Genomic DNA, 16261 nt, shown 5'->3' with positions numbered 1-16261 from the left:
GGGAGGTTGACTCCCTTTCTTGCCTCCGGAGGTGGCCGCAGTGCGCCCCTTGTACGTACCCGTCCGTCTGGCCGCCGCGGTGCTGGCCGTCACAGCCGCCGCCGGCTGTGTGAGCGTGGGTGACGACGCCGGCCGGGCCAGGCCCTCGCACTCGGCGGACCAGCGCGGCGGCGCGGCACCCGACGGCGGCCCGGTGAACGGTAAGGGCGGCCTCGGCTTCGGCGGCTCGGCGGGCGGCCGTGACGAGGACGGCAAGCACGGGCACGGTGGCAAGGCGAAGCCGGAGAAGGGGAAGCCGGGCTCGGCCACGCCCACGCCGTCCGGGGCGGACAGTGTGTCGGCGTCGCCGCCGAAGCCGGGGAAGAGCGCGGGTCCCGGGGATCCGGCGCCGACCAAGGCCCCGCCGACGCCCCCGGAGACCACCGCCCCGCCCGAGCCCCCGGCGTCCACCCCGCCGGCGCCGACCTCGGAACCGCCGTCGGCCGAGCCGTCGTCCTCGGCCCACGAGGAGACGGGAACGCAGCTGACCGCACGCGAACCGGCGCCCGCCGCGGGTACACCGGCATGAGGGCCCGGGGAGCGACCGGAGGGACCGCGCTGTCGCGCCGCTGACCTGTGGCGATGAGCTCGGTTTGCCTTCAGGGGTGGTGGGTGCGTATGGTGGTAGATCGTTTGATCCCATTTGCCCGGCGCCACTGCAGAGCGCGCCGTGTGGCGCGTACTCTCCCTTGCCGTGGCGGACCGCATTGAGGCGGTCGTGAGCGAATCACGGAGTTGACGGGCGCGTGCCGAAGAGACTCCGGAAGGTTTCGCATTCGCATGTCCGTGTCCAGTACTGATCACATCGTCATGTCCGAGAACACCCAGGACGACGATCTGGTGACCGAGGTCACCGAGACCACTGACACCCCCCAGACCACCTTTGCCGACCTCGGTCTCCCCGAGGGCATCGTGCGCAAGCTCGCACAGAACGGCGTCACCACCCCCTTCCCGATCCAGGCCGCGACCATCCCGGACGCCCTGGCCGGCAAGGACATCCTCGGCCGTGGCCGCACCGGCTCGGGCAAGACCCTCTCCTTCGGTCTGCCGACCCTGGCCACCCTGGCCGGCGGCCGCACCCAGAAGCACAAGCCCCGCGCCGTCATCCTCACCCCGACCCGTGAGCTGGCCATGCAGGTCGCCGACGCCCTCCAGCCGTACGGCGACGTCCTCGGCCTGAAGATGAAGGTCGTCTGCGGCGGCACCTCCATGGGCAACCAGATCTACGCCCTGGAGCGCGGCGTCGACATCCTCGTCGCCACGCCCGGCCGTCTGCGCGACATCATCAACCGCGGCGCCTGCTCCCTCGAGGACACCCAGATCGCCGTCCTCGACGAGGCCGACCAGATGTCCGACCTGGGCTTCCTGCCCGAGGTCACCGAGCTGCTCGACCAGGTCCCGGCCGGCGGCCAGCGCATGCTCTTCTCCGCCACGATGGAGAACGAGATCCAGACCCTCGTCGACCGCTACCTGAACCACCCCGTCTCCCACGAGGTGGACGCGGCCCAGGGCGCGGTGACGACCATGTCGCACCACATCCTCATCGTGAAGCCCAAGGACAAGGCGCCGGTCACCGCCGCGATCGCCTCCCGCAAGGGCCGCACGATCATCTTCGTCCGCACCCAGCTGGGCGCCGACCGCGTCGCCGAGCAGCTGCGCGAGGCCGGTGCGAAGGCCGACGCGCTGCACGGCGGCATGACCCAGGGCGCCCGCACCCGTACGCTGGCCGACTTCAAGGACGGCTACGTCAACGTCCTGGTCGCCACGGACGTGGCGGCGCGCGGCATCCACGTCGACGGCATCGACCTGGTCCTGAACGTGGACCCGGCCGGCGACCACAAGGACTACCTGCACCGCGCCGGCCGCACCGCCCGCGCGGGCCGCACCGGCACCGTCGTCTCGCTGTCCCTGCCGCACCAGCGCCGCCAGATCTTCCGCCTGATGGAGGACGCCGGCGTCGACGCCGCGCGCCACATCATCCAGGGCGCCGGCGCCTTCGACCCGGAGGTCGCCGAGATCACCGGCGCCCGCTCCATGACCGAGGTCCAGGCCGAGTCCGCGAACAACGCCGCGCAGCAGGCCGAGCGCGAGGTCGCCCAGCTCACCAAGCAGCTGGAGCGCGCCCAGCGCCGCGCGACCGAGCTGCGCGAGGAGGCCGACCGGCTGGTCGTCCGGGTCGCCCGCGAGCGCGGCGAGGACCCGGAGACGGCGGTGGCCGAGGCCCAGGCGGCCGCGGCCGAGGCCGTGGCCGAGCGTGAGACCGAGGCTCCGGCCGAGCGTGAGACCGAGCGCGAGGAGCGTCCGGCGGCTTCGGCGTCGTACGACCGCCGGGAGCGGCGCGGCTTCGACCGGGACCGTGGCGAGCGGGGCTTCGAGCGCCGTGAGGAGCGTGGCGACCGCGGTGACCGCGGCGGGCGTTCCTTCGAGCGCCGTGACGACCGTCGCCCGTTCGACCGGGACCGTGACCGTGACCGTGGTTTCGAGCGTCGTGACGACCGCGGTGACCGCGGTGGCCGTTCCTTCGAGCGCCGTGACGACCGTCGCCCGTTCGACCGGGACCGTGACCGTGACCGTGGTTTCGAGCGTCGTGACGACCGCGGTGACCGCGGTGGCCGTACCTTCGAGCGCCGCGACGACCGGGGCGACCGGGGCGACCGTGGCGGCCGTGGTTTCGAGCGCCGCGACGAGCGCCGTCCCTTCGACCGCGACCGTGGTGGCCGCTCCTTCGAGCGCCGTGACGACCGTGGCGGCTTCCGCCGTGACGAGCGCGGTGGGCACCGGGGCAGCGACCGTCCGTTCAACCGCGAGCGCCGCGACGACCGCCCGGGCTTCCGCTCCGCCGGTCACGACCGCCCCTACGGCCGTCGTGACGACCACCGCGGCACCGGCTCCTTCGGCCGCCGCGAGGACAAGCCGCGCTGGAAGCGCAACGGCTGACGCGGCCTGAGCCACCGGCTGGCACCGAGTGACCCGACAAGGGCCCGTACGACTTCGTTCGTACGGGCCCTTGTGTTGTTCCCGGGGCCCACGGTGTCCTGACGGGCCATGTTTTTGCCCACCGATGACGCCGAGCCGGTTGCTACCATCCGCTCACTTGGCATGGACAGGGTGGCCGAGGGGGAATCGCCGCCGTCATGCCGTTCTCGCTTCCCTGGGGAGGGACCCTTGTCTCGGCGTGTACGCGCACGCTTTTCCACGGTCCGGCACGGCCGGATCGTGACCGCCCTCGCGAGCCTGGCCGCCCTGGGCGCCGGCTCGCTGACCACCGCGGGCCCGGCGGCCGCGGACACCACGCCCACGCCCGTCCAGGTGGACGATGTGCGGGGCCTCGACTACTCCGGTGGCTTCCTGACCACCGTGGAGCGCACGGCCAGCGGAGACCAGTGGGTGATCGGGCGGCGGATATCGCCCGACGGCTCCACGGTGCTGGAGAAGACCTACCGCGGCTTCGCCGCCCCCTTCGGGGACGGCACGCATCTGCAGCAGGTGCAGTGCGACGCCGGGGCCTGCGTGCCGCTGCGGTCCACCGGCGACCAGCACGTGGGCTACTTCAAGGTCGACACGGCGGGCAAGGAGAAGGCCCAGATCTGGCTGTCCAAGGACAGCTACCACTCGGCCGACGAGCCGGCGGTGACCGGCGGCCGCTTCGTCGACGCGACCGGCCGCTACTTCGTCTACGACGCGGCCTCCACCGGCAGGCAGTACGTCGACGCGGTGAACCCCTTCCGGTACGAGCCCGTGCGCAAGATCCGCTCCATCACCGCCGCCTCCGTGTGGGGTTCGGTGCTGTGGACGCCGGGTTCGGGCAACGGGACCGTCACCGGGTACGACCTGGAGACGAAGAAGACGGTCCAGACGCTCTCCACCGGCGCGCCCTGCACGGTCAGGGAACTCCAGGTCGTCGGCCGCTGGATCTACTGGAACTGCGGTCCGGCCGGCGCCGCGGGCGTCTACGACCGTACGGCGAAGAAGGCCGTCAAGGTCCCCTCCGGACCTGCCCTGGTCGGCGACGGCTACCTCGTGCGGCACGACCGCGGCGCGGGCAAGCTGATGCTGACGGACTTCCACACCGGCACGGCGGCCGCCGCCCGCACGGTGGCCGACCTCCCGGCGGGCCACACCGCGGACCAGCGGCGGCTGACCTGGAGCGTGGACAAGTTCGGCGGCGACATCGCCTACATCGGTGCCGACGAGGCGATCCGGATCGTCCCGAGTGGTGTACCGACCCAGCCGCTCGCGAAGATCGAGTCGGACCTGGATCTCACGTACCTGGACGCGAAGGGCCGCAACGGCGCCTCCACCACCTGGGACAGCACCTGGCAGCTGAACAAGCCGGCCGACTGGACCTTCACCGTGAAGGACGAGCAGGGCCGCACCGAACGCACCGTCAGGGGCAGCGGCACGGCCGTCGAGGTGTCCTGGGACGGGAAGACGGACGCGGGGGCGTACGCCTTCAACGGACGCAAGTCCTGGACCCTGACCGCGAAGGCCGTCGAAGGCACCGGCAGCTACACCACCAGCGGCACGCTGGCGCTGACCGGCGGCCGGCAGGGCTTCCACGACCAGGACGGCTACACCTACGGCGAGTTGGCCACCCTCGACTCCTCGGGCGCGCTGACGCTCCACCACACCGAGGGCAAGGGCACCTTCGACTTCAAGCGCACCGGCTCGGGCTGGCCGGCGGGCACCGCGGCCGTGCCGTTCGGCGACATGGGCAGTGACCGCTGCGCCGAGATGCTGATCCGGATGCCGAACGGCGAACTGCGCCGCTACAACGGCAAGTGCGACGGCTCGTACACCCCGTCCAGTGGCCACACCTCGCTCGGCACGGGCTGGAAGGCGTACGACGTCCTCACCGCGCCCGGCGACCTCACCGGGGACGGCCGTACCGACCTGCTGGGCCGCAAGGCGTCGACCGGGGACGTGTACCTGTTCGCGGGCGACGGCTCCGGCAAGCTCAAGGCGGGCGTGAAGATCCGCACCCTGAACGGCTACGCGAAGATCGTGGGCGCCGGCGACATCACCGGCGACGGCATCGGTGACGTGCTGGCGCTGGACCGGTCCGGCACGCTGTGGCGCTACGACGGCACCGGGACGGGCGCTCTGAAGGACCGGGTCAAGGTCTTCGCCGACTGGGGCCGTTCGTACAACGCGATCGTGGGCGTCGGCGACATCACCGGCGACGGCAGGAACGACCTGGTGTCCCGGGACACCGCGGGCAACCTCTACCGCAACGCGGGCACGGGCACGGGGTCGTTCTCGGGGCGCGTGAAGATCGGGAGCGGCTGGGGCGCGTACAAGGGCCTGTTTTAGCCATCCTGTGACGCATGTCACGCCCCCGGCGGGGGAATTGCTGGGGGCATGACAGATGACGCGAGAGTGAGTGGGCTGTCGGACGAGGAACGGCTGGCCCAGCTCGGTTACACCCAGGTCCTCGCCCGCCGTATGTCGGCGTTCTCGAACTACGCCGTCTCCTTCACGATCATCTCGGTCCTCTCCGGCTGCCTGACCCTCTACCTCTTCGGTATGACCACCGGCGGCCCCGCGGCGATCACCTGGGGCTGGGTGGCGGTGGGCCTGATGACCCTGTTCGTGGGCCTGTCGATGGCCGAAATCTGCTCCGCCTACCCGACGTCGGCCGGTCTGTACTTCTGGGCCCACCGGCTGGCGCCCCCGCGTTCGGCGGCGGCCTGGGCGTGGTTCACGGGCTGGTTCAACGTGCTGGGCCAGGTGGCCGTGACGGCGGGCATCGACTTCGGCGCGGCGTCCTTCCTGGGCGCCTACCTGAACCTCCAGTCCGGCTTCGAGGTGACCCCGGGCCGCACGGTCCTCCTCTTCGCCGCCATCCTGCTGCTCCACGGCCTCCTGAACACCTTCGGCGTCCGCATCGTCGCGTTCCTGAACGGCGTGAGCGTGTGGTGGCACGTGCTCGGCGTCGCCGTGATCGTCGGCGCGCTGGCCTTCGTCCCCGACCGCCATCAGTCGACGTCCTTCGTGTTCACCCACTTCGTCAACGAGACGGGCTGGGGCAGCGGGCCGTACGTGGTCCTCCTGGGCCTGCTGATGGCGCAGTACACCTTCACCGGTTACGACGCCTCGGCCCATATGACGGAGGAGACCCACGACGCGTCGACCGCGGGCCCCAAGGGCATCGTCCGCTCGATCTGGACCTCCTGGATAGCGGGCTTCGTCCTGCTGCTGGGCTTCACGTACGCGATCCAGTCGTACGACAAGGAACTGGCCTCGCCGACCGGCGCGCCCCCTGCCCAGATCCTCCTGGACGCGCTGGGAGCGACGACGGGCAAGCTGTTGCTGCTCGTGGTGATCGGCGCCCAGCTCTTCTGCGGGATGGCCTCGGTGACCGCCAACAGCCGCATGATCTACGCCTTTTCCCGCGACGGCGCGCTGCCCTTCTCCCGCGTCTGGCACACGGTCAGCCCGCGCACCCGCACCCCCGTGGCGGCGGTCTGGCTGGCCGTACTCGCGGCCCTGGCCCTCGGCCTGCCCTACCTGATCAACTCGACCGCCTACGCGGCGGTGACGTCGATCGCGGTGATCGGCCTCTACATCGCCTACGTCGTCCCGACCTTCCTGCGGATCCGCAAGGGCGCCGCCTTCGAACGCGGCCCCTGGCATCTGGGCCGCTGGTCGGGAACGATCGGCGTCGTCTCCGTGACCTGGGTGGCCGTGATCACGATCCTCTTCATGCTGCCCCAGGTCTCCCCGGTCACCTGGAAGACCTTCAACTACGCCCCGGTCGCCGTCCTGGTCGTCCTCGGCTTCGCGGCCACCTGGTGGCTGGCCTCGGCCCGCCACTGGTTCCTCGACCGGATCGAAGCCCCGGCTCCCGAGCCGGTCGAAAAGTAAGCACATCCACCCGCTCCGCCCACCCGACGTGGCCGTGACCCCGATACCCGATCGGAGACACGGCCTCGTCCGGCTATGCTCAGACAGGCAACATCGCCTGGGCCCTTAGCTCAATTGGCAGAGCAGTGGACTTTTAATCCATTGGTTGTGGGTTCGAGTCCCACAGGGCCTACGGGTTGTAGGCGGGGGGTAGCCCCTCTGACCTGCTACGCAGCGCTCGGGTCGGCTTCGGTCGACTCGGGCGCTGCGGCGTTTTCGGGGCCGTGCGTGAGCGGATGCGCTCAGTTCTGGCAGCCGCAGCCCGACGCGCTCTTGGCTTGCGTGACGGTCAGGGTGGGGTCGGCTGAGGTTCCGGACGGAGTGCAGCAGGCGTCGTCCGAGTTCCTCGCCACGGAGGCCGCGTTCGAAGTGGCGGGCTTGGTGGCGCGGACGACGGCGGAGTGCATGCCGTCCGCGACGGAGTGCGTCGGGGTGATCTCGACGTCCGTGAACCCGGCGGCTTCCAGGCCCGCCCGGTACTCGGAGAAGGACAGCGCGCCGGCGATGCAGCCGACGTAGTCACCGCGCTCGGCACGCTGTTCGGGGGTGAGTGCGTCGTCGGCGACGACGTCCGAGACGCCGATACGGCCGTCGGGCCGGAGGACCCGGAAAGTCTCCGCGAACACGGCGGGCTTGTCGACGGACAGGTTGATCACGCAGTTGGAGATGACGACGTCGATGGTGTTCGCCGGGAGGGGGATGGCCTCGATGGTGCCCTTCAGGAACTCGACATTCCTGGCGCCTGCCTTCTCGGCGTTGGCCAGGGCCAGGGCGAGCATCTCCTCCGTCATGTCCAGCCCGTACGCCCTCCCCGTCGGGCCGACGCGGCGGGCGGAGAGCAGGACGTCGATGCCGCCGCCGGAGCCGAGGTCGAGGACGCGCTCGCCTTCGCGGAGTTCGGCGACGGCGGTCGGGTTGCCGCAGCCGAGGGAGGCGGCGACCGCCTCGGCGGGCAGGGCGTCGCGTTCGTCGGTGGCGTAGCGGGCGGAGCCGAAGTTCTCGTCCACCTCGACGGGCTGCGGCCCGCAACAGGCGGTGCCGACTTCGGTGACCTTGACGGCTGCGGCGGCATACCGCTCACGGACGGTTTCGCGCAGGTCGGTGGACTGCTCGCTCATGGCTTCACTCCTGGGTGGTGGGGCATGGCGGTGCGCTGGAACGGCTTGTATTGACGTTCGTTGATGCAACCTTGCGCGCTGGATCGAAAAACGTCAACATAGAGGTATGTCGAAGCAAGAGCTTGAGGTGGTCGGCCAGGACGCCAACTGCTGCCAGGGCCTGGCCGGCGCGCCGCTGGACGAGGAACGTGCCTCGGAACTGGCGAAGGTTTTCAAGGCGCTGGGTGATCCGGTCCGGCTGCGGTTGCTGTCGATGATCGCCTCGCGGGAGGGCGGCGAGGTCTGCGTGTGCGAGATGACGCCGGCCTTCGACCTCTCCCAGCCGACGATCTCCCACCACCTCAAGCTGCTGAGGCAGGCCGACCTGATCGACTGCGAGCGCCGCGGCACCTGGGTGTACTACTGGGTGCTGCCCGGCGCCCTGGACCGGCTCGCCGCCTTCCTGACGACCCGGCAGAGCACGGGAGTGACGGCGTGACGGCGCCCCTCGGCCGCCGCGCTGCCGCCGAGGCGGTGGGGACCGGGTTGCTGGTGGCCGTGGTCGTGGGTTCCGGCATCCAGGCGACCGAGCTGTCGCACGACGTCGGCGTGCGGTTGCTGGCCAATTCACTGGCCACCGTCTTCGGCCTGGGCGTGCTGATCACGCTGCTCGGGCCGGTCTCGGGAGCGCACTTCAACCCCGCCGTCACCCTGGCCGCCTGGCTCACGGGCCGCCGCACCGGCACCGGCCCGGCCCTGCGGGAGGTGGCCGCTTACGTTCCCGCGCAGGTCGCCGGGGCGATCGGCGGCGCGATCCTGGCCGACGCCATGTTCGCAAGACCCCTGGTCGAGTTCTCCACCCACGACCGCTCCGCCGGCCACCTGTGGCTCGGCGAGGTCGTCGCCACGGCTGGGCTGATCCTGTTGATCTTCGGCCTCGACCGGATCGGCCGCGCCTCGCTCGCCCCGGCGGCGGTGGCCTCCTACATCGGGGCCGCCTACTGGTTCACCTCCTCCACGTCGTTCGCGAACCCGGCGGTGACCGTCGGCCGCGCCTTCACCGACACCTTCGCCGGGATCGCCCCCGCCTCTCTCGTCCCGTTCATCGCGGCCCAGTCGGTCGGCGCCGCGCTCGGGCTGGGCGCCGTGGCAATGGTGTACGGACGTCGTCCTCCTCGTACGGCGGACGTCGTCGTCCCGCACGGCGAGCCCGAACCCGCCTCCTCCTGACCTCCCTCCGCTCGCAAGGACACCCGCCATGAGCACTGCCGCCCCGCGCCCCTCCGTGCTGTTCGTCTGCGTCCACAACGCCGGCCGCTCCCAGATGGGCGCCGCTTTCCTCGCCCACCTCGCCGGGGACGCCGTCGAGGTGCGCTCGGCCGGCTCCGCGCCCGCCGACGCCGTCAACCCGGCGGTGGCAGAGGCGATGAAGGAGGTCGGCGTCGACATCTCCGCCGAGACGCCGAAGATCCTCACCACCGAGGCCGTACAGTCCTCCGACGTGGTGATCACGATGGGCTGCGGGGACACCTGCCCCGTCTTCCCCGGCAAGCGATACCTGGACTGGCAGCTCGACGACCCGGCGGGCCAGGGTGTGGACGCCGTCCGGCCGATCCGGGACGAGATCGAGCGGCGAGTGCGCGCTCTGCTGGCCGAGTTCGGGATTCCGGCGGCATCGGCCTGAGCCGGCACCCGGGCCGGTTCGACCGGCTGCTCGGCTGTCGAGCGAGACCGGAGGACCGGCTTCGGCGCATTTAGTTTTAAACGATACCGTATCGAATGAAGTAGTCTGGCCTCATGGCCGCCGATGTTCCTCACCACACCACCGCCTCGCGTGCGACCGACCGTCCCGGGGATCCCTCGCCCTTCGCTCTCGGCCTGCTGCTGCGCCGGGCGCACTGGCGTGCGGCCGCGGTGATGGGGGAGGCGCTTCGGCCGCTCGGCATCGAGTTGCGGCATTTCGCGGTGCTGATCGAGCTGGTCAATCACGGGCCCACCGTGCAGCGGGATCTGGCGGCGGCGACGGGGTCGGACAAGGCCGGGATCATGCGCATCGTGGACGACCTGGAGCGCAAGGGTCTTGCGGTGCGCAAGGCCGTTCCGGGGGACCGGCGGGTGCGGGCGGTGGAGATCACACCTCAGGGACTGGAGCTCTTCGATGCCGCCCATGTGGCGGCGGAGCCGCTGGCCGAGCGTCTGGTTGCCGAACTGGGGCACGGCGGGCCCGAGCGGCTGACGGATCTCCTGACCCGGCTTGCCCATCCCGCGGACGACGAGGCGTAGCCGCCCCCGCGCACCCCTCGCGGGCCGCGTCGGCGCTCTTGGCCGCATGCGGCTTCCGCGGCGAACCGGGCCTTGAGAGCCGCGGCCGTCGTCGCCGCGCGCCGGCCCGCGACTGGTGGCTGGTCAGGGCTTCGCTCGGATGCGGGCGCCACGAGCAGCGTCGGAGAGGGTGTCGGCGCCGAGAACGCCGTGCGACGTCCCGGGGTGAGGTGTCACGCGGCGTCTGCGGCACGGTGGGTCAGGCGGCGAGACGCTCCGCGAGTTCCCTGGCCTTGGTGGCCGCCTCCTCGAAGGCGCGCCTGCGGGACGCCTCGTAGAGGGGGACCAGTGCGGACATGGCCGGGTTGCGGGGAGCCATGGTGAGTTCCGGGACGATGAAGTCGAGGTCCAGGCCGAGGGCGCCCTTGAGGACGGCCTCCAGGTAGTTCTGTACGAACTCGTGGCCCTCGCGCGGGGTGCCCGGCGCGTAGGAGCCGCCGCGGCTGGCGACGACGATGACCGGGGTGCCCTGGGCGGAGGGGGTCTCGCCGGCGGTGCGGCCGAGCAGGAGCACGCTGTCCAGCCACGCCTTGAGGGTCGACGGGATCGAGAAGTTGTACATGGGGGCGCCGATCAGGACGGCGTCCGCCCGCTCCAGCTCCTCGATGAGCTTCACGCGGGCGGCGAACGCGGCGGACTGCTCCGGTGTGCGGTCGGTGGGTGCGGCGTATCCGGCGGACCAGGCGTCGGCGGTGATGTGCGGGACGGGGTCGGCGGCGAGGTCGCGGTAGATCACCGTGCCCTGCGGGTGCTGCTCCTGCCAGGTCTTGCGGAAGGCGGCCGTGACCGAACGGGACGAGGACGCCTCGCCGGGGAACACGGACGAGTCGATGTGCAGCAGCGTGGCCATGGGCTTTCTCCAAGGTGTGGTGCCCGAGGCGGGGAACCAGGGGCCGGGGATTCGAAGTTAGTTTCACTCGATACGGTATTGAGTGCTACCGTCGTGAGTGTAGCGAAGGTACCCGTTGAGCGGATGGAGGCGGGCGATCATGGACGTCTACGAGGCGGTCACGAGCCGGCGGGCGGTGCGCGGGTTCACCGACCGCCCTGTCCCGAGGGAGACGCTGCAGCGCGTTCTGTCCGCCGCGGCCTGGGCGCCGTCCGGATCGAACCTCCAGCCGTGGCACGCCTACGTGGTGACCGGTGCGCCGCTGGCCGAGATCAAGAAGCGCGCCGGAGAGCGCCTGGCCGCGGGCGACTCCTGGGACGAGCCGGAGTACGAGATGTACCCACCCGCGCTGAAGTCCCCCTACCGCGAGCGGCGGTCCGCCTTCGGCGAGCAGCGCTACGGCGCGCTCGGTATCCCGCGCGAGGACCTGGAGGCGCGTCAGAGGGCCTCTGCCGCGAACTGGGACTGTTTCGGCGCGCCCGCCGCCCTGTTCTGCTACATCGACCGCGACATGGGCCCGGCCCAATGGGGTGACGTCGGCATGTATCTGCAGAACGTCATGTTGCTGCTGCGTGCCGAGGGGCTGCACAGCTGTCCGCAGATGGCCTGGGCGAAGTTTCACAGGACCGTCGCGGAGGTCCTGTCACCCCCGGACGGGCTCGTCCTCTTCTGCGGGATGTCGATCGGGTTCGAGGACGCCACCGTGGGCGACGCCCGCACGGGCCGGGCGCCGCTCGACGAGACGGTCACGTTCGTCGACGGCCTGTGACGGCGCCCTTCCCCGGTCGGCCGAGGTGCCGTTCCTTGCCCCGCCCATGTAACCGTTTATATGCCATATTCCGCACATAACCCCCATGAAAGGCATGCCATGAAGATCGCAGTCATCGGCGGCACCGGACTGATCGGGTCGCAGGTCGTCAAGAACCTGTCCGCCGCCGGGCACGAGGCGGTACCCCACTCGAAGTCCACCGGTGTCGACGTCATCAGTGGCCAGGGACTGGACGAGGCGGTGGCGGGAGCCGACGTCGTCGTCAACCTGACGAACTCCCCGACCTTCGACGAAGCCTCCCCGGCCTTCTTCCAGACCTCGATGGACAACCTTCTGGCCGCGGCCCGCAAGGGCGGCGTCGGCCACGTCGTCATCCTCTCGATCATCGGCACGGACCAGGTGCCGGAGCTGGACTACTACCGTGCCAAGACGCTCCAGGAGCACCTCCTCGCCGCCGGGACGATCCCCTACTCGATCGTCCGCGCGACGCAGTTCATGGAGTTCATGGACGCCGTCCTGTCCTGGACCGCCGACGCCGACACCGTCCGGCTGCCCGCCACGCCGATCCAGCCGATCGCCGCCAAGGACGTGGCCGCCGCGGTGGCGGAGGTCGCCGCGGGTGCCCCGCTGAACGGCATCCGCAGCATCGCCGGCCCCGACATCTTCACCCTGGACGAGCTGGGCCGGATCACCCTGTCCCACAAGGGCGACAGCCGCACCGTCGTCACCGACCCCACCGCCGGTATGTTCGCCGCCGTCAAGGGCGACGTCCTCACCGACAAGGACGCCCACCTCGCCCCCACCCACTACGCCGACTGGCTCTCCTGACCTCACCGCCTCCTGCGTGTCCTGTCCCGGCCCGGCGGTCTTTTCGCTGCGCCCGCCGGGTGCGGCGGCCTGAGCCGGACGGGGATCCGGCCGCGGGCCTCGTCGCATCGTGTGGTCCCGGATCGTCGATGAGCGGACACGGGGAGCGCCGATGAGGGAGGTGGATGATCTTGGATGTCTATGAGGCGGTCACGAGCCGGCGGGCGGTGCGCGGGTTCACCGACCGGCCCGTCCCGAGGCAGGTACTGGAGCGGGTGCTGTCCGCCGCGGCCTGGGCACCGTCCGGATCGAACCTCCAGCCGTGGCGCGCCTACGTGGTGACCGGTGGACCGCTGACCGAGCTCAAGAAGCGCGCCGGAGAGCGCGTGGCCTCAGGGGACCCTTGGGACGAGCGGGAGTACGAGATGTACCCGCCCGCACTGAAATCTCCGTACCACGAGCGGCGATCCGCCTTCGGCCATGAGCGCTACAGCGCACTTGGTATTGAGCGCGAGGACTGGGAGGCGCGTCAGAGGGCCGCTGCCGCGAACTGGGACTGTTTCGGTGCGCCCGCCGCCCTGTTCTGCTACATCGACCGCGACATGGGCCGGCCTCAATGGTCCGACGTCGGCATGTATCTGCAGACCGTCATGCTGCTGCTGCGCGCCGAAGGGCTGCACAGCTGCCCGCAGATGGCGTGGTCGGTGTATCGCAGGACCGTCGCGGAGATCCTGTCACCACCGGACGAGCTCATCCTCTTCTGCGGCATGTCGATCGGGTTCGAGGACGTCACGGTGGATTACGCCCGTACGGGCCGGGCGCCGCTCGACGAGACGGTCACGTTCGTCGAGGGGTAGATGCGCGACCGCGGGACGGATGGACGCCGTCCCCTGCCCCTGAACGTCCAACCGGTCAGTACGCCCAGGCCCGCTGAGCGCCCGGCACGGGTAGGTGTTTGCCTACCCCGGAAGTAGGTTTCGGCCCATGGCACCTGCTGGACCCTTCGCAGCAGCATGATCTCCAGACCACAGCGTGTGGTCTGGAGACGAGAAGAGGGTCGGATATGTGGCCGTTTCCGGTGGGTGGGGCACCCTGGCCGGAGGGCGTGCTCGTGGCGTTGACCGCGGTCTGCGCTGTGCTGGCCTTCAGGGCGGAGCAGGCGCGGGATCGAACGGGGCGTCCTGCGCGGCCAGTTGGGCGGATCGGCTGGCCGGTGGTGGCGGGACTGCTGGGTACGGCCGCGTACGGCAGTGTGCCGGCTCTGCTGCTCGCCCTGCACAACACCGCCGGAACGGGTGGCTACGTCGTGATCGCGCCGGATCTCCAACCCGACGGGCTGCTCGCGGGAGGGCTGCTGATGGCCGGTCTGCTGGCCACCACGCTGCTCCCCTCGGCGCGCGTGCCCAGGGGGTGGGTACTGCCCGTGGTCGCAGCGGTGACCGGTGAACTGCTGGAATGGACGTACTGGGCCACTCATGCGCTCACGCGTTCCCCTGTCTCCTACGGCCTGACACCCCTGAATGTCCTGGTGGGCTGTGTGAGCATCCCGGTGCTTGCCGCCTTCGCCGGTGCGGCTCTGCGCCGGCCGGCGGACGGCAGGCCCGAGCGCCTGGCCGGAGCCGATGCGCTCAGGTCCGCGCGCTGGGCCCTGCTGCTGCCCGCCGTCGTGGTGATGACCGGTGACCTGCTCGGCCTCGATCTGTGGCAGCCCGCGTCGCCGGGCACCGGGATCGGGCCGGCCGTGATGAGTTACCTGGTCGGGCTGGCGCTGCTGGCGGCCGTCGTGGCCGGGCTGGTGCGGTGGCCGAGGGCGGCGGCGGACCTGGCGGCCCTGGGGCTGGTGGGGATCGGGGCGTACGACGTCGCCCAGAGCGGGTTCGGGCAACACCTGTTGGAGGTGCGGAAGTTCGGCTCCCCACGCATGCCGGCACCGTCCGGCCCCTTTGAGATGGTGGCTCACCACGCATCGGTCCTCGGCGGCATCCAGGGGGCGGTGCTGCTGGCCCTCGGGCTCTGGCTGCTGCCGAGGACCGTGCTGGCGGATGCCGGACGGCTGCTCGGGCGGGGGCCCGACCCGGCGCTGGCCCGGCGGGTGCGGGAGCTGACGGTGACGCGGGCCGACGCGGTCAGCTCCGCGGCCGCGGAGCTGCGCAGGATCGAGCGGGATCTGCACGACGGCGCGCAGGGGCGGCTGGTCACCATCGGGATGAACCTCCGGGTCGCCGAGGAGATGATCCACAGCGATCCGCACGAGGCCGCCGTGCTCGTAGTGGAGGCCCGCGCCGCCTCGGCGGCGGCACTGGCGGAACTGCGCGGCCTGATCAGAGGGATGCACCCGCCGATGCTGGCCGACCGGGGTCTGGGGGAGGCGGTCCGGGCGCTCGCACTGGACCTGCCCCTGCCCTGTGAGACCGAGATCGATCTGCCCGAGCGGCTCGCCGCCCCCCTGGAGTCGGCCTGTTACTTCGCCGTCGCCGAAGTGGTCACCAACGCCGTCCGGCACGCCTCGGCGCACCGCCTCCAGATCCGGATGGCCCGGACGGACGGGCTGCTGCGCATCGAGGTGGTCGACGACGGGGTGGGTGGCGCGGATCCCGCCCGGGGCACCGGGCTGGCCGGGGTGGAGCGACGGCTGGCGGCCTTCGACGGCATCCTGGCGGTCAGCAGCCCACCCGGGGGGCCGACGATCGTGGCCATGGAGGTGCCGTGCGCGTAGTCGTCGCGGAAGATCTCTTTCTGCTCCGGGAAGGGCTGGTCAGACTCCTCAAGGCACGTGGGTTCGAGATCGTGGCGGCCACCGACAGCGCGCCCGGCCTGCTCGACGCGCTGCTGGAGTTCCGGCCGGACCTCGCGATCGTGGACATCAGACTGCCGCCCACCCACACCGACGACGGACTCCGTGCGGCGCTGTCCGCCCGGGAACGGATACCCGGGCTGCCGATCCTGCTCCTCTCGCAGTACGTCGAGCAGATCTACGCCCAGGAGTTGCTGGCCGATCAGGCCGGAGGGGTCGGCTACCTGCTCAAGGACCGGGTGTTCAGCGACGACCAGTTCGTAGACGTGATCCGTACGGTCGCCGCGGGTGGCACGGTCATGGACCCCGAAGTGGTCACCAAACTGCTCGGCCGTCACCGCCATGGCGAACGCGAACACCTCTCCAGGCTGACCGAGCGGGAACGCCAGGTGCTCGAACTCATGGCCGAGGGACGCTCCAACAGCGCCATCGCGAACCGGCTCTTCGTCAGCGAGAAGGCCGTGTCCAAGCACAGCACCAGCATCTTCACCAAGCTGGATCTCGCCCCCTCGGACGACGACAACCGCCGCGTGCTGGCCGTGCTCGCCCACCTCATGTCCGTGCCGCGTGACGGCCGCGTCCCACCGAGCCATTGAGCTGATCAAGACCGAACCCCGCCGCGCCGGGCGGCGGCCCAG

General features: G+C 71.0%; 15 protein-coding genes and 1 tRNA gene. 14 read left to right on the top strand and 2 right to left on the bottom strand.

From position 1 onward, the window contains the following. Positions 1–40: 40 nt before the first annotated feature. The 5 genes from AVL59_RS45925 to AVL59_RS45905 all read left to right on the top strand — a co-directional run bounded on the left by AVL59_RS45925 (position 41) and on the right by AVL59_RS45905 (position 7078). On the top strand, positions 41–568 hold the full coding sequence (locus AVL59_RS45925; protein WP_067316298.1) for a hypothetical protein: 528 nt from the start codon (positions 41–43) through the stop codon (positions 566–568). Between the two features lie 281 nt (positions 569–849). Beyond that, entirely contained in the window at positions 850–2976 is a 2127-nt protein-coding gene (locus tag AVL59_RS45920) for a DEAD/DEAH box helicase (protein ID WP_418361213.1), read from the top strand. A gap of 279 nt (positions 2977–3255) precedes the next feature. Continuing rightward, a complete protein-coding gene (locus AVL59_RS45915) occupies positions 3256–5352 on the top strand; it encodes an FG-GAP repeat domain-containing protein (protein ID WP_237281828.1) in 2097 nt (698 codons plus the stop codon). A 48-nt stretch (positions 5353–5400) separates the two neighbouring features. Further along, entirely contained in the window at positions 5401–6906 is a 1506-nt protein-coding gene (locus AVL59_RS45910; protein WP_067316293.1) for an amino acid permease, read from the top strand. 99 nt (positions 6907–7005) lie between these two features. After that, a tRNA-Lys gene (locus tag AVL59_RS45905) sits at positions 7006–7078 on the top strand. A gap of 109 nt (positions 7079–7187) precedes the next feature. Here the strand turns inward: AVL59_RS45905 and arsM are convergent. Further along, positions 7188–8063, bottom strand: a complete 876-nt coding sequence (arsM, locus tag AVL59_RS45900; RefSeq protein ID WP_067316291.1) for an arsenite methyltransferase — start codon at positions 8061–8063, stop codon at positions 7188–7190. Positions 8064–8169: 106 nt separating this feature from the next. Between arsM and AVL59_RS45895 the strand changes: the two genes are divergently transcribed. The 4 genes from AVL59_RS45895 to AVL59_RS45880 all read left to right on the top strand — a co-directional run bounded on the left by AVL59_RS45895 (position 8170) and on the right by AVL59_RS45880 (position 10325). After that, positions 8170–8541: an ArsR/SmtB family transcription factor gene (locus AVL59_RS45895; protein ID WP_067316289.1), complete on the top strand. Its 372-nt coding sequence runs from the start codon at positions 8170–8172 to the stop codon at positions 8539–8541. Continuing rightward, on the top strand, positions 8538–9272 hold the full coding sequence (locus AVL59_RS45890; RefSeq protein ID WP_067316288.1) for an aquaporin: 735 nt from the start codon (positions 8538–8540) through the stop codon (positions 9270–9272). The genes AVL59_RS45895 and AVL59_RS45890 overlap by 4 nt, the downstream gene beginning before the upstream one ends. A gap of 28 nt (positions 9273–9300) precedes the next feature. Continuing rightward, positions 9301–9726, top strand: a complete 426-nt coding sequence (locus tag AVL59_RS45885; RefSeq protein WP_067316286.1) for an arsenate reductase ArsC — start codon at positions 9301–9303, stop codon at positions 9724–9726. 113 nt (positions 9727–9839) lie between these two features. Then, on the top strand, positions 9840–10325 hold the full coding sequence (locus AVL59_RS45880; RefSeq protein ID WP_067316284.1) for a MarR family winged helix-turn-helix transcriptional regulator: 486 nt from the start codon (positions 9840–9842) through the stop codon (positions 10323–10325). Positions 10326–10563: 238 nt separating this feature from the next. Here the strand turns inward: AVL59_RS45880 and AVL59_RS45875 are convergent, their stop codons facing one another. After that, positions 10564–11214, bottom strand: a complete 651-nt coding sequence (locus AVL59_RS45875) for an FMN-dependent NADH-azoreductase (protein ID WP_067316282.1) — start codon at positions 11212–11214, stop codon at positions 10564–10566. Between the two features lie 139 nt (positions 11215–11353). Between AVL59_RS45875 and AVL59_RS45870 the strand changes: the two genes are divergently transcribed. The 5 genes from AVL59_RS45870 (at position 11354) to AVL59_RS45850 (ending at position 16219) form a co-directional block, all read left to right on the top strand. Next, positions 11354–12022, top strand: coding sequence for a nitroreductase (locus AVL59_RS45870; RefSeq protein WP_067316280.1), 669 nt, complete (start codon positions 11354–11356; stop codon positions 12020–12022). A 99-nt stretch (positions 12023–12121) separates the two neighbouring features. Next, positions 12122–12850 carry an SDR family oxidoreductase gene (locus AVL59_RS45865; protein WP_067316279.1) on the top strand — a complete coding sequence of 243 codons (729 nt, stop codon included), beginning with the start codon at positions 12122–12124 and terminating at the stop codon, positions 12848–12850. 170 nt (positions 12851–13020) lie between these two features. Continuing rightward, positions 13021–13686: a nitroreductase gene (locus AVL59_RS45860; RefSeq protein WP_067318553.1), complete on the top strand. Its 666-nt coding sequence runs from the start codon at positions 13021–13023 to the stop codon at positions 13684–13686. 359 nt (positions 13687–14045) lie between these two features. After that, on the top strand, positions 14046–15545 hold the full coding sequence (locus AVL59_RS50185; RefSeq protein WP_237281827.1) for a sensor histidine kinase: 1500 nt from the start codon (positions 14046–14048) through the stop codon (positions 15543–15545). Beyond that, positions 15536–16219: a LuxR C-terminal-related transcriptional regulator gene (locus AVL59_RS45850; protein WP_067316275.1), complete on the top strand. Its 684-nt coding sequence runs from the start codon at positions 15536–15538 to the stop codon at positions 16217–16219. Before AVL59_RS50185 ends, AVL59_RS45850 begins: the two co-directional genes overlap by 10 nt. The last annotated feature ends 42 nt before the right edge of the window (positions 16220–16261 follow it).

It is taken from the genome of Streptomyces griseochromogenes (genome assembly GCF_001542625.1).
GTDB classification, from domain to species: domain Bacteria; phylum Actinomycetota; class Actinomycetes; order Streptomycetales; family Streptomycetaceae; genus Streptomyces; species Streptomyces griseochromogenes.
Note: the sequence above shows the minus strand (reverse complement) of the source record. Positions and strands in the feature narration are given on the sequence as shown.

Coding starts and splice junctions, on each gene's coding strand:
- AVL59_RS45885 (WP_067316286.1), top strand. CDS start 9,301: ATGAGCACTGCCGCCCCGCGCCCCTCCGTGCTGTTCGTCTGCGTCCAC.
- AVL59_RS45865 (WP_067316279.1), top strand. CDS start 12,122: ATGAAGATCGCAGTCATCGGCGGCACCGGACTGATCGGGTCGCAGGTC.
- AVL59_RS45870 (WP_067316280.1), top strand. CDS start 11,354: ATGGACGTCTACGAGGCGGTCACGAGCCGGCGGGCGGTGCGCGGGTTC.
- arsM (WP_067316291.1), bottom strand. CDS start 8,063: ATGAGCGAGCAGTCCACCGACCTGCGCGAAACCGTCCGTGAGCGGTAT.
- AVL59_RS45875 (WP_067316282.1), bottom strand. CDS start 11,214: ATGGCCACGCTGCTGCACATCGACTCGTCCGTGTTCCCCGGCGAGGCG.
- AVL59_RS45880 (WP_067316284.1), top strand. CDS start 9,840: ATGGCCGCCGATGTTCCTCACCACACCACCGCCTCGCGTGCGACCGAC.
- AVL59_RS45910 (WP_067316293.1), top strand. CDS start 5,401: ATGACAGATGACGCGAGAGTGAGTGGGCTGTCGGACGAGGAACGGCTG.
- AVL59_RS45920 (WP_418361213.1), top strand. CDS start 850: ATGTCCGAGAACACCCAGGACGACGATCTGGTGACCGAGGTCACCGAG.
- AVL59_RS45895 (WP_067316289.1), top strand. CDS start 8,170: ATGTCGAAGCAAGAGCTTGAGGTGGTCGGCCAGGACGCCAACTGCTGC.